The sequence below is a fragment of the Cystobacter fuscus genome (genome assembly GCF_002305875.1).
Taxonomy (GTDB): domain Bacteria; phylum Myxococcota; class Myxococcia; order Myxococcales; family Myxococcaceae; genus Cystobacter; species Cystobacter fuscus_A.
Genome location: NZ_CP022098.1, coordinates 10,073,297 through 10,094,931 on the forward strand (window position 1 = coordinate 10,073,297; position 21,635 = coordinate 10,094,931).

The window sequence follows — 21,635 nt, forward strand, 5'->3', positions numbered from 1 at the left end:
ACCGAGCGTATCGCGGCCCGCAAGAAACACAGCGGCCCCGCCACTTGTGGCATATACCCTCACCATGTCCTCTGCCCTGTCCGCCTCCCAGATCCGCGAGGCGTTCCTCCAGTTCTTCGAAGGGCGCGGTCATCGCCGCGTCGCGTCGTCGTCCCTCGTCCCCCAGAACGACCCCACCCTGCTGTTCACCAACGCGGGCATGGTGCAGTTCAAGGACGTGTTCACCGGCCGCGAGAAGCGCGACTACTCCCGCGCTACCACCTCGCAGAAGTGCGTGCGAGCAGGCGGCAAGCACAACGACCTCGACAACGTGGGCTACACGGCGCGCCACCACACGTTCTTCGAGATGCTCGGCAACTTCTCCTTCGGCGACTACTTCAAGGCCGACGCCATCGCGTACGGCTGGGAGTTCGTGACGAAGACGCTGGGGCTGGACAAGAGCCGGCTCGCCGTCACCGTGTTCAACGGCGAGGGGGGCATCCCCTGGGACGAGGAGGCGTTCGAGCTGTGGGCGAAGCAGGGCGTGCCCCGCGAGCGCATCTACAAGCTCGGCCTCAAGGACAACTTCTGGGCCATGGGCGACACGGGCCCGTGCGGTCCCTGCTCGGAGATCCACTTCCACCAGGGCGATGACATCCCCTGTGCCGAGGTGGCCGCGGGCCGCGCGTGTCAGGGCGTGGCGTGTGACTGCGACCGGTGGCTGGAGATCTGGAACCTCGTGTTCATGCAGTTCGAGCGCAAGGAGAAGGACGCGCCGCTCATCCCCCTGCCCAAGCCGTCCATCGACACGGGCGCGGGCCTGGAGCGCATCGCCTCGGTGGTGCAGGGCAAGCGCTCCAACTACGACACGGATCTCTTCCAGAGCATCATCTCGCGCGTGAGCGAGCTGGTGGGCAAGCGCTACACCCAGGAGGACGGTGCCTCCATGCGCGTCGTGGCCGACCACGCCCGCGCGGCCGCCTTCCTCATCGCCGATGGCGTGCAGCCCTCCAACGAGGGCCGCGGCTACGTCCTGCGCCGCATCATGCGCCGCGCCATCCGCCACGGCTCCATCCTCGGGCTCAACGAGCTGTTCTTCTTCAAGGTCGTCGATCGCGTCATCGAGCTGATGGGGGATGCCTACCCCGAGCTGCGCGACAGCCGCACCTTCCTCCTCGAGGTGTCGCGGCACGAGGAGGAGAGCTTCCGGCGCACGCTCGATCGCGGCATGAAGATGATCGACGAGAGCGTGGCGAAGCTGAAGCAGGCCGGCGAGAAGAAGCTGTCGGGCGCGGACATCTACTACCTGCACGGCACCTACGGCTTCCCGTGGGACCTGACGGAGATCATCCTGCGCGAGCGCGGCTTCGAGGCCGACGTCGAGGGCTTCTGGAAGGAGATCGAGAAGGAGGCCCAGAAGAACAAGTTCGCGGGCTCGGGCGACAAGGCGGTGGGCGCCGTCTACCAGCAGGTGCTCGAGCGCGTGGGCCAGAGCGAGTTCCTCGGCTACGAGGGCCTGGGCCACGAGGGCGAGGGCTCGGTGCGCGCCATCCTCAAGGGCGGCGCCGAGGTGCCCGAGGCCCACGCGGGTGACGAAGTGGAGCTGGTGCTCGACCGCACGCCCTTCTACGGCGAGTCCGGCGGCCAGCAGGGCGACACCGGCCGCATCGTGGCCCATGGGGGCAAGACGGTGGCCCAGGTGTCCGACGCGCAGCGCCCGGTGCCCGGCCTCGTCGTCCACAAGGCGAAGGTGACCGAGGGCACCCTCAAGACGGGCGACATGGTGCAGGCGAGCGTGGACGGCGAGCGCCGCTCGTCCATCCGCGCCAACCACTCGGCCACGCACCTGCTGCACCGCGCGCTCAAGCTGGTGCTCGGCGAGCACGTGAAGCAGGCCGGCTCCGTGGTGGCGCCGGACTACCTGCGCTTCGACTTCTCGCACTTCTCGCCCATGACGCCCGAGCAGCAGGATCAGGTGGAAGACCTGGTCAACGGCTGGGTGCGCGAGAACACCGAGTCCCAGACGCGCATCATGAGCCTGGAGGAGGCGAAGAAGTCGGGCGCCGTCGCCATGTTCGGCGAGAAGTACGGCGAGACGGTGCGTGTCGTCACCGTGCACCCGCAGACCACCGAGCTGTGCGGCGGCACCCACGTGCGGCGCAGCGGGGACATCGGCCTGTTCAAGCTGGTGAGCGAGAGCGGCGTGGCCTCGGGCGTGCGGCGCATCACCGCCGTCACGGGCCTGGGCGCCCTCCAGTACGTGCGCGAGACCGAGCGCGAGCTGAAGAAGGTCGCCGAGATGCTCAAGACCTCGCCCAAGGACCTGGTCAAGCGCGTGGAGGCCACGCAGAAGCGCGTGAAGGACCTGGAGCGCAAGGTCGAGGAGGTGTCCGTCAAGGCCCAGACGGGCTCCAGCAAGGATCTGCTCGAGCAGGCGCGCGACATCCACGGCATCAAGGTGCTCGCCACGCGCGTGGACCAGGCGGACGCGAACGTCATCCGCGGCATGGCCGACCAGTTGCGCGACCGCATCAAGTCCGGCGTGGTGCTCATCGGCGGTGAGAAGGACGGCAAGGTCGTCCTGCTCGTGGCGGCCACCAAGGACGTGGTGGCCCGGGGCATCCACGCGGGCAACCTGCTCAAGGAGCTCGCCAAGGAGGTCAACGGCCGCGGCGGAGGCAAGCCCGACCTGGCCCAGGGTGGTGGCGAGGATCCCTCGCGCATCCCCGCCGCCTTCGACAAGCTCTACGAGCTGGTCCAGGGAACCACCCTCGCATGAGAGCCCCCACCCAGGCGCTCCTCCTGCTGCTCTGTGCGGCCGCTCCGTTGGGCGGCTGCAAGGAGAAACCCGTGGACGGTCCCTCCGAGGACCGCACCCTGGAGAAGTTGCGCCTGGAAGTGGATCGCGTGAACCAGGGCGGTGCTCCCTCGGCCCCACCCGGCACACCCACCGATCCCCACGCGCAGCTCGCCGACCTCGCCGCCGCGCAGGACTCGGACGCGGTGAAGACGCTCGTGCTGGCCTCGCGCCAGCCCGTGAGCGTGGACACGCTCGAGCTCCAGCCCACGGGCCTGGAGTCGATGCACTCGCTGCGCGGCGCCGGCAAGGTGGCCCTCACCACCTCGGATCTCTTCGTGCGCGTGAAGCTCGAGGCGCGCAACACCGGCGCGAAGGCCGTGGACGTGCCACTCTCGGCGGCGAAGCTCGTGGACGCCGAGGGCCAGGAGTACCCCATCCCCCGCGATGCACAGGCCGTGGGCGGCACCCGAAGGCTGGACCACACCTGGGAACCGGGGCAGAGCGAGTCGCTCGCCCTCGTCTTCGAGGTGCCCCTGGCCGCCGTCACGCCCGGGCTGGTGCTCGTGTTTCCATCCCGCGGCGGCAAGGACACCCGCCTTCCGCTGCAATGAAGCCCTCCGGGAGACGGTGACGCACGGTGACGGTCGAGCCCAAGCTGCTCCCGCTGCGCATCCGCCTTCCGTACGCCACGGAGGAGGAGTTCATCGTCCGCTACGGCGCCTATGTCGCGCGGGGCGGCCTCTTCCTCGCCACGCGCGCGCCCAAGGCCGAGGGAACCAAACTCCTGTTCGAGCTGGTGCTGGCCGATGGCGGACGCCTCCTGCGAGGCGAGGGCGTGGTGGTGAAGTCCCAGGCCGACGGCCCTCGCGCGGGAATGACGGTGCGCTTCGTGCGCCTGGACGCGAACAGCAAGGCGCTCATCGACCGTGTCATGGACCACAAGGGCCAGGGCCCGGCGACGGCGAAGTCACCCCTCTCCCCGGACTTCCCCACTCCGGAAGAAGCACCCGCCGCGCCAGCCCCACCGCCCACCGAGACGACTCGGAAGGGACGCCCCGTCATCTCCGCGGAAGCCCTGCGTCGGCAAGCCGAGCGCATGCCCATCCCGGGCTCGTCCAGGACACCGTCCCGCGAGGGGATTCCCACCGTGGCTCCGGTCAGCGCGGAGCCACTCCCCGCCCCTGAACCGCCCGTTTCCTTCGCGCCCGAGCCTCCCGCTCTCGTGGCCCCCGAGCCACCTGTTCTCCTCGCGCCCGAGCCTCCCGCTCTCGTGGCCCCCGAGCCTCCTGTTCCCCTGGCGCCCGAGCCTCCCGCTCCCGTGGCTCCCGAACCGCCCGTGCCCGAATTCAAGGGCCGGCGGCGCGCCATCCTCGACGTGGTCCCCGTGGCTCCCGTCACGGCCGCGCCTCGCGACGTCGTGCTCGGCATCGATCTGGGCACCACATGGGCACGCGCCGCCGTTCACCACCAGGGCACGCTCCAGCTCATCCCCATCGGTGGAGCCCAGGCCCTCCCCTCGCTCCTCGCCGTGAACGAGGCGGGCCAGCTCCTCGTGGGGGAGGCGGCCCGGGCCGAAGCCGAGCGCACCCCGAGCCACGCGATCCCCGGGCTGCGCCGCCTCCTCGGAGTACGCGCCCGCTCGCCACTGATGCGCGCGCTGAGCGGCCCCCTACCCTTCGCCCTGGGCACCAGTCCCCAGGGCGACGCGAGCATCGACATCCGCGGCCGCCAGTTCCTCCTGCCCGAGCTCGCCGCCCAGCTCCTGCGCGAGCTCAAGTCCGCCGCCGCCTCCTTCCTCGGCCACGACGCCGCGCGCACCGTGCTGTGCGTTCCCGCCCACTTCGACGACCGGCAGCGCGCCGCCCTGCGCGAGACGGCCACGCTCGCCGGACTCGAGGTGCTGCGCATCCTCAACGCGCCCTCGGCCGCGGCGCTCGCCTTCGGGCACGGGCGGGGACTGGCACGCAAGCGGCTGCTGGTGGTGGAGTTCGGCGGAGGGGGGCTGGATGTGTCCGTCGTGCAGCTCACCGGCGACGACCTCGAGGTCATCACCACCGGAGGAGACCCCACTCTCGGCGGCATGGACTTCGACGCGCGCATCGCCGAGGCGCTCGCCACGGCCCGTCAGGCCCAGGGACTGCCCCGTCCCGAGCACCCCTCCGACTGGGTCGAGCTGTTGCTCGCCGCCGAGACCGCCAAGGTGGCCCTGAGCGAGCGGGAGGAGGTGTCCCTGCCCCTGCCCGGCGGCGCCCCGCCCTTCGTGCTCACCCGCCAGCGCCTGGACACCCTCACCGAGGATCTCGTGCAGCGCCTCACCCTCGTCGTGCGGCAGGTGCTCGAGTCCAGCGCGCTCACGCCCCAGGGGCTCGACGAGGTGCTGCTGCTGGGCAGCCAGGGCCGCGCGCCCCTGGTGCGTCGCGGGCTGGAGGAGGCCCTGGGCGTGCCCGTGCGCACGGACGTGGGGGCCGAGCACCCGGCGGCGCTCGGCGCGGCGCTGCTGGGCCAGGGGCTGCTCGACGCCGAGAAGGGCAAGCCGGGCGCCACCGTCTCCGAGGTGCTCTCCGTTCCCGTGGGCGTCGCCGAGCGCGGAGGCGGGTTGCGGCGCGTCCTCGAGCGCGACACGCGCCTGCCCGCGGAGAAGACGCTGGTGATTCCCGTCACCGCCGGCCCACTCGCCCTCGCGCTCTTCCAGGGGCCCTCGCTCGTGGCGGTGGAGAACGAGTACCTCGGCACGCTCTCCCTCACCCTCGAGCGTCCGGGCGAGGCCGAGGTGCACTTCAGCCTGTCGCAGGACGGGCTCCTGTCGCTGGCCGTCACCCTGCCCGGCGTCAAACGCCAGCCGGTCACCCTCGCCGCGCAGCCGCCCGAGGACGCGGAGTGGGAGGCCCTGCTGTCGCGCTCCCCCTTCGAGGGCGAGCCCGGAACGCGTCCGGGTGGACTCCTGTCGGGTCTGCGCAAGCTCTTCGGCCGCCGCTGACGGCGCGCGAGGGCAGCCAGCCAGGCGAGGGCCCTGCGCCTGCCCCGGAGCAGGCGCGGCCATGGGGCCCAGCGCGTCTCGCCATCCTTCCCGTCCCGGACACGCGTGCAGATTTCACCTGGGAAACAGAAGTCGGCCTCGGTTGCCGACATGACGGGGAGGATGACGTGAAAGCTCGTTCCTGGATGGGTGGTGTCGCGCTGGTGTCCCTCTGCATGTCGGGTGTGGCGCTCGCGGCACCCAGCGCGGAGCGCGTCGCCGAGGATCTCAAGTTCAACGAGGAGACGACCCCGGTGGGCCTGGACGTCCGGCTGGGCGCGGGAGGACTGGCGGGCAGCGGCGGAGACGTCACCAAGGTGGGTCCGATGGTGGGCATCGCGGCGGGTGCCCAGCCCTGGCGCTTCATCGGCGTCGAGGCGGGAGTCGAGGGACAACGTCTGCCCATCGACGACCCGCGCGTCGGGGAGGGCGAGGCCATGTACCGCTACAACGTCGGTCTGCTCGCCAAGGCGGGCCCCCTGCTCTCCCAGGACAGGCTGCGGCCCTACGTGGGCGTGGGCGCGGGCGTGAGCTACCTCAACGCCACGAGTGGCGCGGAGAGCCTCTACCGCAACGACTTCATCACCGAGGTGCCGCTCGCGGCCGGTGTGGACTACCGCTTCGGCAACGGCATCTTCGCGGGCGCGCGGGCGTCCTACCGGGTGCTCTTCGGCGAGGAGTTCGCGGACGCGGCCACGCTCAGCGGTGACTCGGGCGGCAACCTGCTCAACATCGCCGCCACCGTGGGGGGGCGCTTCTAGCGTCCCGCCCGGACGTCACCCCTCACAGGGTGAAGCGCGAGAGCAGCGCCTCGGGGGCCGGGTTCTTCTCCCAGGCCTCCAGCACCGCCTGCGCGGGCGAGCGTCCCGAGGCGGCCACCTCGGCGAGGGGCTCGAGCAGGGGAGCGTCCTGGGGGTCCAGGCGCTCCAGACCCCGGCGGGCGATGGCGACCATCTCCCCGGCCAGACGGTGCAGTTCCTGTCCATTCCACCGCCCCGCCAGTCCCTCGCGGCGCGCGGTGTCGTGGAAGGCGAGCTGCTGCTCGTAGGTGAGCGGCGGCAGCAGGCGCGAGGCCTCGTCCAGCGCCGTGCGGTCATACAGCAGCCCGCGCCACAGCGCCCCGAGCGCGCCCGTCATGGCCGCCGAACAACAGTCCGCGCCGCGCACCTCGACGACCTTCTTCAGCCGCGCCTCGGGAAAGAGCGTGGAAAGGTGGTCCGTCCAGTCCGACAGGTCGGCCGGAGCTCCCTCGAAGCCCTCGCGGATGAACTGCCGGAAGGTCATCTTCGGCCGGAGGTACTCCCCGCGCCGGCGCAGGAACAGGATGGGGGCATCCAGCGCCCACTCCGCGTAGGCCTTGTAGGAGAAGGAGCCATCGAAGAAGGAGCGCAGGTAGCCACAGCGCGTGGGATCCACCTCGTCCCAGACCCGGCTGCGGAAGGACATGTAGCCGGAGGGCTTGCCGTCGCGCAGCGGGCTGTTGGCGTAGAGCGCCACGAGCAGCGGGGTCAGCCGGGCGATGAGCACCGTCTTGCGCACGCAGTCGGCCTCGTCCTCCCAGTCGAGCGACACCTGACCGGTGGAGGTCATCAACATCATGTGGTGCGCGAGCGCCCCGCGCTCGGGCAGCACCTGGCGCATGGCCACGTAGCGCGACTTGGGCATCCACGACACGTCCTCGGTCGTCCCGAAGGGCCGGTAGCCCAGGGCCACCAGCTGCAAGCCCAGGGGGGCCGCGGCGGCCTTCACCTCGGAGAGGTGCGCGAGGTTCTCGGCATGGGCCTCGCGCGCGGTGACGAAGGGCGAGCCGGACAGCTCGAACTGGCCACCGGGCTCCAGGGAAATGGTGAGCATCCCCTTCTGCAGCGCGATGGCCGGGGAGGACGGGGTCTCCCGGAAGGGCTCATAGCCGCCCGGAGCCAGCTTCTCGAGCAGCGCGCCAATCCCCGAGGGCCCCTCGTAGGGCACGCTCCTCGCGGAGCGCACCGGGTAGACGAACTTCTCATGCTCGAGCCCCAGTCGATGTTGAGCGCGCGGCTTCTCGGCGGACCGGAAGCCGGCCAGGAGCATGTCGACGGAGGTAATGGGCTCGGAGGCAGTTCGCTGGAGGTCAAGGGACATGGCGGCCCTATATAACGGTCGTTGACCCTGCCGCTGCCATTTGCGCATGGTCTACCCCTCATGAGTGCTTCTTCACCGGTGCCCTCCTTCTCCGCCCGGTCCAACCCGGCGGATTTCCTCCAGGGCATCGCCCTGATTGGCCGGGCCACGGGGCTCATCTTCCGGACCCCCCGCCTGCTGAGCCTGTCCCTCCTTTGTGGGCTCTTCACCCTGGTGGCGCTCGGAGGCCTCTTCGCCCTGCTCTGGGTGTATGCGCCCGACCTCCTGGGTATGGTGTGGACGAGGCCCGAGCCCTGGTGGGGCCGTGTGCTCTGGGGGCTCGTCTTCGTGCTCCTGTTCCTCGTGCTGTTCGTCGTGGGGGCCAGCGTGGTGGTCCCCCTGGTGCTCGCGCCCCTCCAGGATCCGCTCTCCGAGCTCACCGAGGAGCGCTGCGGCGACTACGGCTCGCCGCCCTTCCGGCTCGGCACCTTCTTCCGGGGACTGGTCCTCGGCGTGTCCCACACCCTGGCGCGCATCTTCTTCCTCCTGCTGGGCCTGGGGGTGCTCCTGCCGCTGCACCTGGTGCCGGGGGTGGGCAGCATCGCCTGGGCCGTGCTGGCCACGCTCTGGACGATGCTCTGGCTGGCGGGCGAGCACCTCGCCGCCCCCATGACCCGCCACCAGTACCCCTTTGGCGAGGTGCGCCGGGTACTGCGCCAGCGCTGGCCGCTCTGCCTGGGCTTCGGCGCCGGGGTCTACGCCCTGCTCTGGGTGCCCCTGCTCAACAACTTCTTCCTCCCCGTGGCGGTGGTTGGCGGCACGCTGCTCTACCGGGGACTGCTCGCCGTGGGCAATGTCCCCCCTCCCCCCGACGGGAAATAATCCTCCCGGCCGGTTGTCACGGTCGGAAGCTCCGGCGCGGGAAGGAGTTCCCCGCAGGTGGCGTTCTCCAACGTTGCACGTGGGCACACGCTTGAAGCACCGGGAGTCCATGATTAGGCTTGCCCGGCTGCTTCCGGCATCCCTCTTTTTACCCGATTCAAGATCTCGATTTCATTGGGTTTTCACGCATCACCCCGAGGCTCACGGGCCTCACCTGGATGAACCATGCCGCGATTCTTTCGCCGGATCACCGCCGTCGCCGTTCTGCTGGGCGCCTGGGCCCTCGTTGGCAATGACCGCGCCCCCTTGCCCCTGACCCTGGGGGCCGCGGAGGCCGGCCAGGCGGGCTCGGATGCCGCCCGCGCCACCGGGGAGAAGAACGGTGGGCAGCAGCACGACCTGTCCTCCCTGCGCGTCTTCACCAAGGTCATCCTCTACGTGAAGGACAACTACGTCGACCCCAAGCGCGTGCGGCCCAAGGAGATGATGATCGCCGCGCTGGAGTACGTGGAGAAGAGCGTGCCGGACGTGCTCGTGGACGGCAGCGCCGAGACGGGCAAGCTCAACGTGAACGTCAACGGCAAGCTGCGCGAGTTCGACCTGAGCCACGTGGACTCGCTCTGGAAGATGTCCTTCACGCTCAAGGACGTCTTCGACTTCATCAACAAGAACATGCGTCCCATGGAGGACACGCGCGACATCGAGTACGCGGCCGTCAACGGGATGCTCTCCACGTTGGATCCGCACTCGGTGCTGCTGCGCCCCGAGGTGTACCGGGAGATGAAGCTGTCCACCAAGGGTGAGTTCGGTGGCCTGGGCTTCGTCATCCAGATGCGCGAGGGCAACCTCACCGTGGTCAAGGTGCTGCCCAAGACGCCGGCGCAACGCGCGGGCATCCTCAAGGACGATCAGATCAAGAAGATCGGCGAGGAGTCCACGGTCAACATGGACCTCAACGAGGCCGTGTCCAAGCTGCGCGGCCCCGTGGACAGCCGCATCACCATCACCGTGGAGCGCAAGGGCTGGGACAAGCCGCGCGCCATGACGCTCGCGCGCGGGATGATCTCCATTGACAGCGTGCAGCACAAGCTGCTGGCCGGCAACGTGGGCTACGTGCGGCTGAAGAACTTCCAGGGCAACACCACGCGCGACCTGCAGGCGGCGCTCTCGGAGATGCGCAAGCAGAGCGAGGCCAAGGGCGGGCTCAAGGGCGTGGTGCTCGACATGCGCGGCAACCCGGGCGGTCTGCTCGAGCAGGCCATCCAGGTGTCCGACACCTTCGTGTCCAACGGCACCATCGTCTCCACGGTGGGCCTGTCGGACAAGCTGCGCGAGGAGAAGAAGGCCCACGCGGACGAGGGCGAGGAGGCCTATCCGGTGGCGGTGCTGGTCAACGCGGGCAGCGCCTCGGCCTCGGAGATCGTCGCCGGCGCGCTCAAGAACCTCAACCGCGCGGTCATCATCGGCCGCCAGACGTTCGGCAAGGGCAGCGTGCAGGTGCTCTATGACTTCCCGGACGACAGCGCGCTCAAGCTCACCATCGCCAAGTACCTCACCCCGGGCGACGTCTCCATCCAGGAGGTGGGCATCGTTCCGGACATCGAGCTCGTCCCCTCCGCCGTCACCGACGAGCGCGTGGTGGTGTTCGCCCCCCGCAAGACGATTGGCGAGGCGGACCTGGATCAGCACTTCGGCAACCCCAACTCCGAGTCGGTGGCCAAGAAGCGCGAGGACGTGCTCGGCCGCGAGAAGCCGCTCGAGTCGGTGAAGTACCTCAAGGTGGACCAGAAGCAGTTGCAGGCCATCGCCAAGAAGCAGGAGGACGCGGCGAAGAACCCCGAGGGCGCCAAGGAGGACCCCAAGGCGCACGCGGGCAGCCACCTGCTGGACGTGGACTCGGTGGGCAGCAGCGAGGAGCTGGATGACCAGCTCGACGCGGAGAGCCAGGACGAGGTGAAGGAGGACTTCGAGGTGCAGTTCGCCCGCGACTACGTGCTCCAGGTGCCCTACACCGACCGCAAGCAGATGCTGCAGAAGGGCAAGGACTACGTGGAGAAGAAGATCGCCGAGGAGGCGCAGCGCATCAACTCGGCCATCGCCGCCCTGGGCGTGGACTGGAGCGCCGGCCCGACGCCCAAGGACGTGAAGCTCGCCACCTCCTTCAGCCCCACCGTGGACCAGAAGATCACCGCGGGCGAGACGTTCGACATGGCCTTCACCGCGGAGAACAAGGGCAGCGAGCCCCTCAAGCGCGTGCGCGCCTGGACCGAGAGCGACAACTACTACCTCGACCGCCGCGAGTTCCTCATCGGCAGCCTCGCCCCCGGGGAGAAGAAGACCTGGAAGGTGAAGGTGCGCCTGCCCAAGGATCTCACCTCGCGCCGCGATGACGTGACGGTGAAGGTGCTCGACGACAACGGCACGCTGCCCACCAACCTGGTGAGCGAGCTGAGCTTCGTGGAGCTGCCGCGCCCCGCCTTCGCCTTCAACTGGCAGGTGGTGGATGACTGCGACACGTGCAACCGCGATGGCGTCGCCCAGCGCGGCGAGGACATCAGCGTCATCCTCGACGTGACGAACACCGGCAAGGGCAAGGCGCTCGACTCGTTCGCGCAGATCAAGAACGCGGGCGAGCCGAACATCTTCATCGAGAAGGGCCGCTTCAAGCTGGGCGAGCTGGCCCCGGGCGAGACGAAGACGGCGCGCTTCCAGCTCGCGGTGAAGAAGGCCCTCAAGGACGACCACTTCCAGCTCAAGCTGGCCGTCCTCGACGAGCCGCTCGAGGAGCTGGCCATGGAGAAGCTGGAGCTGCCGGTGACGGACGCCCCGGCCCTCAAGTTCGAGGCGAAGAAGGGCTCGGTGAAGGTGGCGGACAAGGCGGAGCTGCTGGCCGAGCCGCGCGCGGACGCCGCCGTGGTGGGCCGGCTGCCCAAGGCGGCCACGCTGGCCGTGGAGGCGGCGGCCAAGGGCTTCTACCGGGTGGCGCTCGACAAGGAGCGCTTCGTCTTCGTGCGCACCCAGGATGCCCGCGAGACGACGGCCAAGGCCGGCCCCACGCCCGAGTTCGCGCACCTGTCGCGCCGCTCGCCGCCGGAGATCAAGCTCGACGTGGATCCGAGCCAGGGCGGACTGGTGGCCACGGGCGACAAGTACACCTTGAGCGGTGAGGTGAGTGACGCGCAGGGGCTGCTGGACATGTACGTCCTGGTGAACGACCAGAAGGTCTACTTCCAGGGAGCCGACACCAACGCCAAGGCGGGCACGCCGCACAAGATCAAGTTCTCCACCGAGTTCGCGCTCAAGGAGGGCAACAACAGCGTCCTGGTGGTGGCGCGCGAAAGCTCCGACTTCGCCAGCCGCCGCGCGGTGCTCATCCGCCGCCGTCCGGCCGAGGTGGCCCAGAAGCTCGCGACTCCGGGCACGGCCGCCAAGCAGTAGGCCCTCCGTTGGCTGTCTCCGGGCGGCTTTCGGCGGAGTCCACGGACTCCGCGGGAAGCCGCCCGTTTTATTGACGCTCCACTCTCGCGCACGCTAGCGTCGCCCCCGTTTGGCGCCGTCGGCCAGCACGTGCGCCTGGGAGGCGGTTCTGAGGATGCGGACGTTCAGCCGGTGGATGGCTCTCGCGGTGCTGGTGGGCGGTCCCGCCGCGTACGCGGATCGCAACGACATCGAGCTGTCGAAGCTCGGCAATCCGGGTACGGATGAGTACTCGGCACCCAACACGAACTTCCGCGCCTTCGCGCGCACGTTGGGCGCGATGATGACCGCGACCAACCTGACGCCTCCGGAGACACTCGGGCACGCGGGCTTCGCCGTGGGCTTGGAGTTGGGTGTCGTCAGCATGCCCGAGGAGGTGAAGCTGCCGATGGTGAACGCGCTGGAGGGTCCGGCCCTGGTGCCCTCCATCCACGTGCGCAAGGGACTCCCCTTCTCCATCGACCTGGGCGCGCGCGTGGGCTGGCTGGACCGCAGCAACCTGTTCGCCGCCACCGGCGAGGTGAAGTGGGCCGTCAACGAGGGTTTCATCCCGTGGCTGCCGGACATCGGCCTGCGCGCGCACGTGACGCACCTGCTCAACACGCGCGACTTCCACCTGACCGCGGGCGGCCTGGACGTGAACGTGGGCAAGCAGTTCCCGCTCGGCGGTATGATCAGCCTCACTCCCTACGGCGGCATCGACTTCGTGGGCGTGGCCGCCAAGTCGGAGCTGCTCGGCTTCGGGCCGCTAGATGCCACGGGCAAGCCGGCTGACATCGCCGCCTACACGCCAGTGAACGGCTGGGACAACATCAACACCCGCTTCTACGCCGGCGGACGCTTCATCGGCGGCGCGCTGCAGATCGGCGCCGAGGTGTCGCTGAGCAGCCAGGGCAGCATTCCCACCAACGCGGCAGGAACGGAGAACCGCGCCCTGGCCCCCGTGTTCGCCTTCAGCACCACGCTCGGCCTGGACTTCTAGCGCAGGGCCTCGCGCACGGCGTGCGGCCTGTTCGTGATGAGGTAGGAGACGCCCATCGCCTTCAGCTCGCGCGCGCGCCGGGCGTCATCCACCGTCCACACCGCCACGCGCAGCCCCCGCTCGCGCCACTCCTCCACGCGCTCCTGAGTGCACTGCTCGTGGAAGGGGTGCACCGAGTGCGAGGAGACGAGCGGCACCAGGCCGTGGGCCTGCGGACCCCAGCGTTTGTCCGGATCGATGAGGAAGCCACGGCGCAGCGAGGGCGCGGCGGCGGCGGTCCGGAACAGGCACACCGGGTTGAAGCTGGAGATGATGACCCGCTCGGCCAGCCGCCGCTCCGTGACGAGCCGAGCCACCTTCACGGCGAGCCCTCCATCGTCGAAGTGGTCGCACTTGAGCTCGATGTTGACGAGGAAGTGCGCGGGCAGCGCGTCCAGCACCTCCTCCAGCAGGGGGATGCGCGCGGGAGCGAAGCCGAGCCGGCTGCCCACGTCCGCGCCCTTCAGCTTCCACCAGGAGGTGGTGCGCACCTCCCAGGGCAGGCCGGCCAGCCGCTCCAGGTGCTCGTCGTGGCACACCACCACCTCGCCCGAGCCACACACCATGGCGTCCAGCTCCACGCCATCGGCCCCCTGGGTCACGGCCTCCTGGAAGGCGGCGAGGGTATTTTCCGGGGCATCGGCGCTGGCACCACGGTGGGCGAGCAGGAGCATGCCGTGGAGTGTGCGACAGCCCGGCCCCAGGCGCGAGCCCTCTGGTGGGCCATCCAGGCGCCGACACGTGGCTTGCCTCCCCCGGGGCATTGCTGCACTGTGCGGCTCATGTTGGGACTGCGGCTCGGAGAACTGTTTTTCATCGGCTTCATCCTGGTGGTGGTGTTCTCCGCCGCGCGGATGGGTCAGCTCGGCAATGCCGTGGGCCGCTTCGTCTACTCCTTCAAGAAGGCCTCCAAGGGTGGAGACCTGGTGGACGCCAAGCCCCTGCCCCGCAACAAGCGGGGCCAGGACGTCACGGACGCCGACTACCACCACGACTCCGGCCCCAAGCGCGGTTAGCCGCCCTTGAGCAGACGCGCCGCCTGCTCGCGCAGGGAGGCATGCACGGAGGAGTCCGCGGCGAGTTCCGCCAGGTCACTCCCGTTGAGCAGGGGGACGATCTTCACCCCCACCTCTGGCGGCAGGTAGGGGTTGAAGACGAGCGCGCGGCGCACCGCGTGGCGCGAGGACCAGCGCGTCGACTTCCAGATTTCCACCAGGGGCTCGGGCCGGGCGGGGCGGCGGGCCGCCATGCGCACCACGATCTCCTCGGTGAGCCGGGGGTTGAGCAGCGCGTTGCGGATCACCGACGGATTGCTCACCGCGGACAGCCGCGCGAGCACGTCCGGATCCCTCGTGAGACGGGCCTGCTGCTTGATGTGGCCCAGGGACTGGGTGAAGGCCTTGGCGTCCGCCCGGGCCGCCGCGCCCTCGTCGAACTCCTTGTGCGCGGGCGCCGTCTGGAACAAGTCCGCCACGGACTCCAGGGACTGCACCTCGGCCATGCGGCGCAGGGAGTCCGCGTAGGGGATGCTCGCGGACTCCCTGCCGAGCGCCGCCACGAAGGAGGAGAGCACGCAGGTGGCGGGCTCCCAGCCACCCCGGGCGAGCTGGATGACGTGGTGGATCAGCTCGTTGGCATCGAGCGGATCCAGCCGGGCGATCTCCCGGGCGGCCGCCTTGCGGACGATCTCCCCACCTCCCCCGCCCAGGGCATGGAGCCTGCGGACGACGGCCTTGGCTTCCTCACGGCTGGCCATTGCCCGCGCTTCCCTCCCGAACGCCTCCCGTGGTGGCCGCCACGTCCTGGGGTTCAAGCGTCACCTCCAACCGGAGGTCCGCCAGGTTCTCGGGGTACTCGAAGAAGAAGACGACGAAGGGCGTGTGCGAGCCGGGAGCCACCGCCTCCGCGGCCGAGTCCAGACGGGTCCGCAGCGCGGCGGCGTCCGCGGCGGTGCGCACCGAGTGCAGATCCTCGGGCGTCGGCGGCGGGCCCGCGAGCCCTTCCGACGACAACACCCGCTGTTCCCCATCGAACAGCGAGACCCGGGCCTTCACCCGGATGGGCGTGGCGCCACGATTGACCACCTCGCCCCGGACGAAGAAGAGGGGCTTGCCACCCGTGACCTCATAGAGCCCATTGGAGACGTCACTGGCCACCAGCGGCGTCGTGGGCGACAACCACTCGCGAATGCGCGCGACGGACAGATCGGACAACTCCACCCGGCCCTCGTTGAGCGAGGCAAGGGTCACGGCGAGCAACCCGACCAGGAGCACCACGACCACCACGAACTGGACGGCCGCCGCCGCCAGCCACTGAACGAGCCCCCCGGGACCGGGGCGCTCCGCCGCTGCCGCCGGGGCCTCGGGCGGGGCCACCACCGGCGGCGCGGGCTTGGGCGCCGGCGGCTCGGCGAGAGCACCCCGGCCCGAGGGCGTGGCGTCCGGCCCGCGGAAGTCCTGGAACGGAGAAGGCCCGCCCGGGGCATTCCCCTGCCCGGCGGGAGCCCCCCAGTCCGGAATGCCCGAAGGCGCGCCCTGCTGCGCGGGAGCCCCCCAGTCCGGAATGCCCGAAGGCATGCCCTGCTGCGCGGGAGCCCCCCAATCCGGAATGCCCGAGGGCATGGACGGAGCGGGAGCCGCCGCGGCCGCCGGAGGCAGCGCGGACACGGGATCGAACGCGGCGAACGGGTTGTCGCTCTCGAACCCGCCCATGCTGGCGGGAGCCGGGGCCGCGACGGGCGCCGCGCTCCGGACCGGCACGGGCACCGGAGCGGGAGGAGGCGGCGCGGGTGGGGGTGGCGCAGCCACCGGAGGGGGGACGAACGACACGAACGGGTTGTTGCCCTCGAGCCCCTCCATCTCCTCGTACACGGGGGCCGCGGGCGCATTGTCCGACGGCAACGCGAACGGATCCGCCGCCGCGAACGACGCGGGGGCCTCCGCCGGGGCGGGATCCGGATCGAAAGTCGTCACGTCGGGTTCGTCGTCCGGAGGCAGCGAGAACGGATCCGGTTCCTCGACGGAAAGGGGAACCGGAGCGGCGCGCACGGGCGCTGGCGCCGGGCTCCTGGCGGGAACCTGGACCGGCGCGGGGCTCGGGGCGGGCTTCGGCGCCGGAGCGGCGCGCATGGCCACCGGCGTGGGACTCCGGGTGGGAACCTGGGCCGGCACCGGAGGCGCGAGCCCCGGGGCGGGCTTCGGCGCCGGAGCGGCGCGCACGGGCGCCGGCGGCCTGGCCACGGCCTGCTTCGGCGCGGGCGCATCCACCGTCGCGAACGGATTCTTCTCGTCGAACGACAGCGACAGCGCGGGAGTCAGTGGCCGAGCGGACGCCGACGACGTCTCCCCCGCGAACTCCATCAGCGGATCCAGATCGAGCGTCGCGGGGGTCCGCGGCGGATCCATGGACGTGACACGAGGCAGCGCGGGAGCACCGCCGCGAGCAGCGGCGAGACCCGGCGGGGCGGCGGCGAGACCCGGCGGGGCGGCGGCCTGGGCCGGCTTCACGCCAGGCGGGACGGGCCTCGTCGCGGGAGTCGCGGCCCGTGGGACCTCGAGGGGCGTGCCCACACGGGCAGCCATCGCGGGCTTCGCCACCGGCGCGGGGGCGACCACGGCCGGTGCGGGCACGGCGGGAGAAGCCTCCTCGCGCACCACCCGGAACGTATGCTGACACTTGGTGCAGCGGACCTTGACCCCCTTCTCCGTCACCTTCTCATCGGGGATCTTGAACCGCGTCTCGCACTGCTCACACTTGACGATCATTAGGGCTCGGCCTGAGCCGAAGTATAGAGGCAGGAGCAGACCATCGCGAGCAACCCGTCGCGTGGCTTGCCCGCCCCCCCCCCCTCTGCTACAGGCTGGCGTCCCACCCGAGTACGCAAACGTCACGATGCGTCGCGGAGAAACCAAACTATGAGCGAGCCAGAGCAGGCAGGCGTGCCGGCGAAGGAGCCCAAGGTCATCAAGCGCTACACGAACCGCAAGCTCTACGACACCGTCGAGAGCCGGTACGTGACCCTCGACGAGATCGCCGCGATGATCAAGGAAGGCGTGGAGGTCCAGATTGTCGACAACAAGACAAAGGAAGACCTCACCTCGGTCACGCTCGCGCAGATCATCTTCGAGGAGGAGAAGAAGCGGAACCGGATGCCCCTGACGGTGCTCCGGGAGATCATCCGCCACCCGGGCGAGTCCCTCACGGACTTCATCCAGAAGGCCGTCACGCCCCGTGTGGCCTCCATCCGCGAGGAGGCCGAGTCCCGGCTCGACAAGCTGCTGCGCCGCGAGGAGACCACGCCGGGCGGCGAGCCCGCGGCTCCCCAGGAGGACGCCAGCGGCGCCACGGCACCGGCCCCCAGCGGAGCGGCGGAGCTGCTCAAGGCCAGCCAGCGCGCGCTCGAGGACTGGCAGCGCCGGATCGACGAGCGGGTCAAGCAGGCCGTGGAGAACCTGGCCGGCAACCTGCCCGCGATGGGCCGCGACATGCAGGTGCTCACCCAGCGGCTCGAGGAGCTCGAGAAGAAGCTGGATGAGATGGACAAGAAGAAGCAGTCCTGAGCCGTGGAGGGGGCGATGCCCCCGCGCCCAAAAGGCACGGGGGCCTCCTCACCCAGTCCCGGGGGTCGTCAGATCGGCTCGAGCAGGAATTGCTGGCAGTCGTTGTTCGACCACGTCCACTGCTGGAGCTTCGTCCCATCCCCACTGCTCGTGCAGCTCGTCACGTCGAGCACCTTGCCGCTGTGGCGCGCCTCGATCCGGACGTAGCCGTTGCCCAGTGAGACGGTCTTGAACTGCTGATTGGAGCCGTTGGACCAGACCCACTGCTGCACGGGCGCGCCGTCCGCGGTGCTCACGTCCGCCACGTCGAGCGCCTTGCCGCTGTAGCGCGAGACGATCTGGTAGTAGCCGCCGTCCGTCGGCTGGAGCGTCCACTGCTGGCTCGAGCCGGTGTGGCAGGCCCACTGGTGGATCTTCGCACCATCCGCGGTGCTCGGCCCCTCGATGTCCACGCACTTGCCGGTGGACTTGTTCACGATGCGGTAGGCGGTGGTGCTGCCCCCCGAGGAGCCCGCCTTCCACTTGAACGAGGCGATCGAGCGCGGCGGCAGCGAGTAGTCGAAGGACTGGCCGTTCCAGCGCACCTTGAAGGTGAGCGTCTGGCTGGCGTTGGAGTTGAGCGCCACCAGCGCCAGCGAGCCGTCCGGGTTCTTGAAGGCCACGGTCTCGATGTTGCCATTGCCCAGGCTCGTCGAGCCGATGCGCACCGCGCCCGCGCGCGCCACCTTCCCGAAGTGCGCCCAGGAGTAGTAGTCCTCGTTCTTCGTGTAGGTGCCCGTGGAGTTGTTCACCGTCAGCATGCCGCGGCAGTCGTAGCAGCCGCCCGTGTAGGGGCCGTGGTTGGGGTCCAACGCGATGTTCCAGTACATGGAGCTGCGCGCCCAGTTGCGCAGCGGGCCGATGACGAGGTTGCGCACGTTCCACGTCAGGTTGGCCGCCGCGTCCTTCGCCCACTCGCCACCGGAGCACTCGGTGAAGTGGATCTCCTCGTTGGGGTAGGCGTTGTGGAAGTCGTTCTGGACGCTGAAGCTGCCCTCGGGGCCCTCGTAGCAGTGCCAGGCCACGCCCGCGATGGCCGACTGGGCCTGGCCGTTGTTGTAGGCCATGGTGTCGTAGGGGAAGCGCGCCGGGACGCCCCCGTCGTACCAGTTGTGATCCCAGGCGAAGATCTTCACCGAGCCGAAGCCCGCGTTGTCGAGCGCGGGCCGCAGGTTGTTGGCCGCGAAGTTGGATTGATCCGCCGGCTCCATCTGCATCGTCGCGTACGTGCTGTTGGCGTTGTGCGGCTCGTTCTGCATGCTCACCGAGTGGATGGACAAGCCCTGCGCCTTGTAGCCCTGGAGGAACTTGACGAAGTAATCGGCATACATGCCGTACAGGTCATTGCGCAGGTAGCCGCCGCCGGTGAACGAGTTGTTGAACTTCATCCACCCGGGGGCGCTCCACGGCACGGCGGTGATCTTCAGCTCGGAGTTGAGCTGGAGCGCCTGCTTGAGCAGCGGGATGATGTAGGCCGTGTCGTGGTTGATGGAGAAGCCATTCAAGTCACAGCACGTGTCGTCGTAGCTGTAGTTGTTGCGCGCGAAGTCCGACGCCCCCATGGGCAGGCGGACCATGCCGTAGCCCCCGCCCGCCGACACGCTGAACAGATCGTTCATGATGGCGTTGCGCTGGGGTGAATTGTAGATGAGCCACGCGGACGAGTCCGTCAGGGCCCCCCCGAAGCCATCGATGGTCTGGTAGGTCGTCGACTCGGTGATGTCGATCGTCGTCGACGTGCCGCTCTGCGTTCCGAAGGTCTTGTTCGCCTCGGCGTTGAAGCGCTTGGAGAGGGAGCTGCCCGAGGTGGTGGTCAGCCAGACCTGGACGGACTCACCCGCCGCCGCGGCGAGCGAGGGCACCAGCCCGCACAAGCCCCACAGCGCCATCGTGATACCCGTCCGCGTGTTCTTCTTGAAGGGAGTCATGGGTCGATCGATCTCGTGTGATGAACCCCAGGGGGGAAGGAACGACGACGCCCGGTCCCCTGGGAGGGCCGGGCGTCGAGGAAGAGGACGGATGGGTTTCAGCCCGCGGGGCAGAACGTCACGTTGAGCTGCCGGCCACCGTTGCAGGTGTAGAAGCCGGCCTGGTTGGCCGCCATGGGGTAGTCGTCGTAGGCGAACGAGTACACCGCGCCGCACTGGTCATGCACCCACCTGGCGTACTGGTTGTAGGGCTTGCCGGTGTTGTAGTACTGGGCCACGTTCGTGCTGTCGGGGTTGTCCACCATGCCGCGCGTGATGGCCGAGCACCACTTGGCGCTCTGGGAGAAGAAGTTGCCCGAGCAGGCGTACACCTGGGGCGTCTTCTCCGAGCCCGGGTTGCACTGGCCGGGGTACTTGCTCGCGCACCGGGCGATCTCGCTGTCCAGGCGGTTGCACACCGAGGCGCGGCGCGGGTCGCTCGCGTACTCCCCGTCGATGCAGAAGGAGCGCGGCGCGAGGCAGATGGTGCCGCCCCCCATGGTGTAGCGCAGCCCGTCCGGACACGCGTTGGCGATGGCCGTGCTCAGCGCGCTGTAGCTCTTGTTGCACTGGGCCATGTTGCAGCCGTTGTTGCCCACGGTGGAGATCTGCATGGGCAGGCCCACGTGGTCCACGTACGTGAGGTTGTAGTAGATGTTCTGCACGCCGTTGCCGTCGGGTCCGAGCGTGAACTCGGCCTTCTCCAGCTCGCGCGGCGAGGAGGGCGAGGGCAGCGTGCGGTAGGCGCTCACGCGGCCGCTGGGGTAGTTGCCCGGCGGGTAGTAGGTGTAGCTGCCGCCGGTGCCGAGGTTGCGGTAGATCTTGTTGCCCGCCGAGTCCTTCTCCAGCGGGATGTCGCCCACGCCCGACAGGACGACGTTGAGGGCGAACGGGCACTTGTTCGTCACCACCACCGGCACCGTGCCCGTCGGAGGAGGATTCGTGCCCCCGCCCCCCGTCGTGTTGTGCAGCTCGAAGTAGTCGAGCTTGAACAACCAGTCACCGCCCGTCGCCACGCCCTTGAAGAACAGGTTGTGCGTGCCGCTGATGGCCGGCGTGGCGATGGTCAGGGTGGTGAAGGTATTCCAATCACTGCCCGTGGCGGCGGAGATCGCCACCGTGCCGAGCTTCGTGCCACTGCCCACCGCGTCGGCCCAGATCTCCGCCTTGCCTCCCGCGTAGGGCGCGCCCACGCGAACCTGGATCTGGTTCACGCCACTGCCGAAGTTCACCCCGCTGTAGCCGATGACCTCGTTGACCTGGAGGCCGGCCACCGACTGCCCGTCACCGCCGCCCTCGTTGAACACGGCGCCGGCCGTCGTCAGCGAGGAGTTCCAACCTTCCGCCTGGATGCGGCTGCCCACGATGACCTCCTGCGCCTTGCGCACCAGGTCCTCGTGGCTGTTGGTCTCCGGCATCTGGCCACAGCCCAGGGCCGTCGCCAGCATCAACCCCGCGCCACCCGCGAGCAGCGCGCTCCTGCTTCCCGTCCGAACAGCTCGATCATTCCGGAATACCGTGTGGGACATGCCTTCTCCTTCAAATAGTGAAGACAAGAGAAGCCCACTTAATGATTCGGGTCAGAAAAACGAAGATTCGCGTGTGATTGCGTGAAGAGAAACAGCGCCCGGAGGCCATGACACGGGGCGTCCTCACCTGGTGTCAGGGCTCACGCCACACCGCGAGTTCATTTCCTTGCTGAAACCCCCGTTCAGCCAACCGCCGTGAACAACTCCGTGGAGTGCTCGAACCATGCGGTGGCTGGGGACCGCTCGGCGAGGTGTCCAGTGGGGTC

The 21,635-nt window shown here is 69.4% G+C and carries 15 protein-coding genes; 9 read left to right on the forward strand and 6 right to left on the reverse strand.

From position 1 onward, the window contains the following. The first annotated feature begins 64 nt into the window (after positions 1–64). The 4 genes from alaS to CYFUS_RS40795 all read left to right on the forward strand — a co-directional run bounded on the left by alaS (position 65) and on the right by CYFUS_RS40795 (position 6,556). Positions 65–2,758, forward strand: coding sequence for an alanine--tRNA ligase (alaS, locus tag CYFUS_RS40780; RefSeq protein ID WP_095992525.1), 2,694 nt, complete (start codon positions 65–67; stop codon positions 2,756–2,758). Then, a complete protein-coding gene (locus tag CYFUS_RS40785) occupies positions 2,755–3,390 on the forward strand; it encodes a DUF4352 domain-containing protein (protein ID WP_095990116.1) in 636 nt (211 codons plus the stop codon). The genes alaS and CYFUS_RS40785 overlap by 4 nt, the downstream gene beginning before the upstream one ends. 26 nt (positions 3,391–3,416) lie before the next feature. Next, a complete protein-coding gene (locus CYFUS_RS40790) occupies positions 3,417–5,756 on the forward strand; it encodes an Hsp70 family protein (protein ID WP_095990117.1) in 2,340 nt (779 codons plus the stop codon). A 167-nt stretch (positions 5,757–5,923) separates the two neighbouring features. Further along, positions 5,924–6,556, forward strand: a complete 633-nt coding sequence (locus CYFUS_RS40795) for an outer membrane beta-barrel protein (protein WP_232537095.1) — start codon at positions 5,924–5,926, stop codon at positions 6,554–6,556. A gap of 22 nt (positions 6,557–6,578) precedes the next feature. On the opposite strand, the gene CYFUS_RS40800 is transcribed toward CYFUS_RS40795, so the two are convergent. Beyond that, positions 6,579–7,916, reverse strand: coding sequence for a glutamate--cysteine ligase (locus tag CYFUS_RS40800; protein ID WP_095990119.1), 1,338 nt, complete (start codon positions 7,914–7,916; stop codon positions 6,579–6,581). Positions 7,917–7,976: 60 nt separating this feature from the next. On the opposite strand from CYFUS_RS40800, the gene CYFUS_RS40805 reads away from it, so the two are divergent. The 3 genes from CYFUS_RS40805 (at position 7,977) to CYFUS_RS40815 (ending at position 13,236) form a co-directional block, all read left to right on the forward strand. Then, positions 7,977–8,777 (forward strand): EI24 domain-containing protein, encoded by an 801-nt coding sequence (locus CYFUS_RS40805; protein ID WP_095990120.1) that lies wholly within the window; start codon positions 7,977–7,979, stop codon positions 8,775–8,777. A gap of 225 nt (positions 8,778–9,002) precedes the next feature. Continuing rightward, entirely contained in the window at positions 9,003–12,215 is a 3,213-nt protein-coding gene (locus CYFUS_RS40810) for an MXAN_5808 family serine peptidase (RefSeq protein ID WP_095990121.1), read from the forward strand. A gap of 154 nt (positions 12,216–12,369) precedes the next feature. Continuing rightward, a complete protein-coding gene (locus tag CYFUS_RS40815; RefSeq protein ID WP_095990122.1) occupies positions 12,370–13,236 on the forward strand; it encodes a hypothetical protein in 867 nt (288 codons plus the stop codon). Here CYFUS_RS40815 and CYFUS_RS40820 read toward each other — a convergent pair. Further along, a complete protein-coding gene (locus CYFUS_RS40820) occupies positions 13,233–13,949 on the reverse strand; it encodes a glycerophosphodiester phosphodiesterase (protein WP_095990123.1) in 717 nt (238 codons plus the stop codon). The genes CYFUS_RS40815 and CYFUS_RS40820 overlap by 4 nt on opposite strands. A gap of 3 nt (positions 13,950–13,952) precedes the next feature. Here CYFUS_RS40820 and CYFUS_RS40825 point away from each other — a divergent pair, with 3 nt between their 5' ends. Further along, positions 13,953–14,291 (forward strand): twin-arginine translocase TatA/TatE family subunit, encoded by a 339-nt coding sequence (locus CYFUS_RS40825; protein WP_232537096.1) that lies wholly within the window; start codon positions 13,953–13,955, stop codon positions 14,289–14,291. On the opposite strand, the gene CYFUS_RS40830 is transcribed toward CYFUS_RS40825, so the two are convergent. Both CYFUS_RS40830 and CYFUS_RS40835 read right to left on the reverse strand, forming a co-directional pair. After that, positions 14,288–15,031, reverse strand: a complete 744-nt coding sequence (locus tag CYFUS_RS40830) for a hypothetical protein (RefSeq protein WP_095990124.1) — start codon at positions 15,029–15,031, stop codon at positions 14,288–14,290. The genes CYFUS_RS40825 and CYFUS_RS40830 overlap by 4 nt on opposite strands. Next, on the reverse strand, positions 15,018–17,039 hold the full coding sequence (locus CYFUS_RS40835; RefSeq protein WP_095990125.1) for a zinc-ribbon domain-containing protein: 2,022 nt from the start codon (positions 17,037–17,039) through the stop codon (positions 15,018–15,020). The genes CYFUS_RS40830 and CYFUS_RS40835 overlap by 14 nt, the downstream gene beginning before the upstream one ends. Positions 17,040–17,189: 150 nt before the next feature. On the opposite strand from CYFUS_RS40835, the gene CYFUS_RS40840 reads away from it, so the two are divergent. Next, positions 17,190–17,834 carry a polyhydroxyalkanoate synthesis regulator DNA-binding domain-containing protein gene (locus CYFUS_RS40840; RefSeq protein WP_095990126.1) on the forward strand — a complete coding sequence of 215 codons (645 nt, stop codon included), beginning with the start codon at positions 17,190–17,192 and terminating at the stop codon, positions 17,832–17,834. A 68-nt stretch (positions 17,835–17,902) separates the two neighbouring features. Here the strand turns inward: CYFUS_RS40840 and CYFUS_RS40845 are convergent, their stop codons facing one another. Next, the gene (locus tag CYFUS_RS40845) at positions 17,903–19,801 is read right to left on the reverse strand and encodes an RICIN domain-containing protein (protein WP_095990127.1); all 1,899 of its coding nucleotides are present in this window, start codon (positions 19,799–19,801) and stop codon (positions 17,903–17,905) included. A 98-nt stretch (positions 19,802–19,899) separates the two neighbouring features. Beyond that, complete coding sequence (locus CYFUS_RS40850; RefSeq protein WP_095990128.1) at positions 19,900–21,369, reverse strand: beta-1,3-glucanase family protein; 1,470 nt, start codon at positions 21,367–21,369, stop codon at positions 19,900–19,902. Positions 21,370–21,635 lie beyond the last annotated feature (266 nt).

Excerpts from the sequence above, each read along its gene's own strand:
- alaS (WP_095992525.1), top strand. The coding sequence starts at position 65 with ATGTCCTCTGCCCTGTCCGCCTCCCAGATCCGCGAGGCGTTCCTCCAG.
- CYFUS_RS40785 (WP_095990116.1), top strand. The coding sequence starts at position 2,755 with ATGAGAGCCCCCACCCAGGCGCTCCTCCTGCTGCTCTGTGCGGCCGCT.
- CYFUS_RS40800 (WP_095990119.1), bottom strand. The coding sequence starts at position 7,916 with ATGTCCCTTGACCTCCAGCGAACTGCCTCCGAGCCCATTACCTCCGTC.
- CYFUS_RS40805 (WP_095990120.1), top strand. The coding sequence starts at position 7,977 with ATGAGTGCTTCTTCACCGGTGCCCTCCTTCTCCGCCCGGTCCAACCCG.
- CYFUS_RS40810 (WP_095990121.1), top strand. The coding sequence starts at position 9,003 with ATGCCGCGATTCTTTCGCCGGATCACCGCCGTCGCCGTTCTGCTGGGC.
- CYFUS_RS40815 (WP_095990122.1), top strand. The coding sequence starts at position 12,370 with ATGCGGACGTTCAGCCGGTGGATGGCTCTCGCGGTGCTGGTGGGCGGT.
- CYFUS_RS40820 (WP_095990123.1), bottom strand. The coding sequence starts at position 13,949 with ATGCTCCTGCTCGCCCACCGTGGTGCCAGCGCCGATGCCCCGGAAAAT.
- CYFUS_RS40830 (WP_095990124.1), bottom strand. The coding sequence starts at position 15,031 with ATGGCCAGCCGTGAGGAAGCCAAGGCCGTCGTCCGCAGGCTCCATGCC.
- CYFUS_RS40835 (WP_095990125.1), bottom strand. The coding sequence starts at position 17,039 with ATGATCGTCAAGTGTGAGCAGTGCGAGACGCGGTTCAAGATCCCCGAT.
- CYFUS_RS40840 (WP_095990126.1), top strand. The coding sequence starts at position 17,190 with ATGAGCGAGCCAGAGCAGGCAGGCGTGCCGGCGAAGGAGCCCAAGGTC.
- CYFUS_RS40845 (WP_095990127.1), bottom strand. The coding sequence starts at position 19,801 with ATGACTCCCTTCAAGAAGAACACGCGGACGGGTATCACGATGGCGCTG.
- CYFUS_RS40850 (WP_095990128.1), bottom strand. The coding sequence starts at position 21,369 with ATGTCCCACACGGTATTCCGGAATGATCGAGCTGTTCGGACGGGAAGC.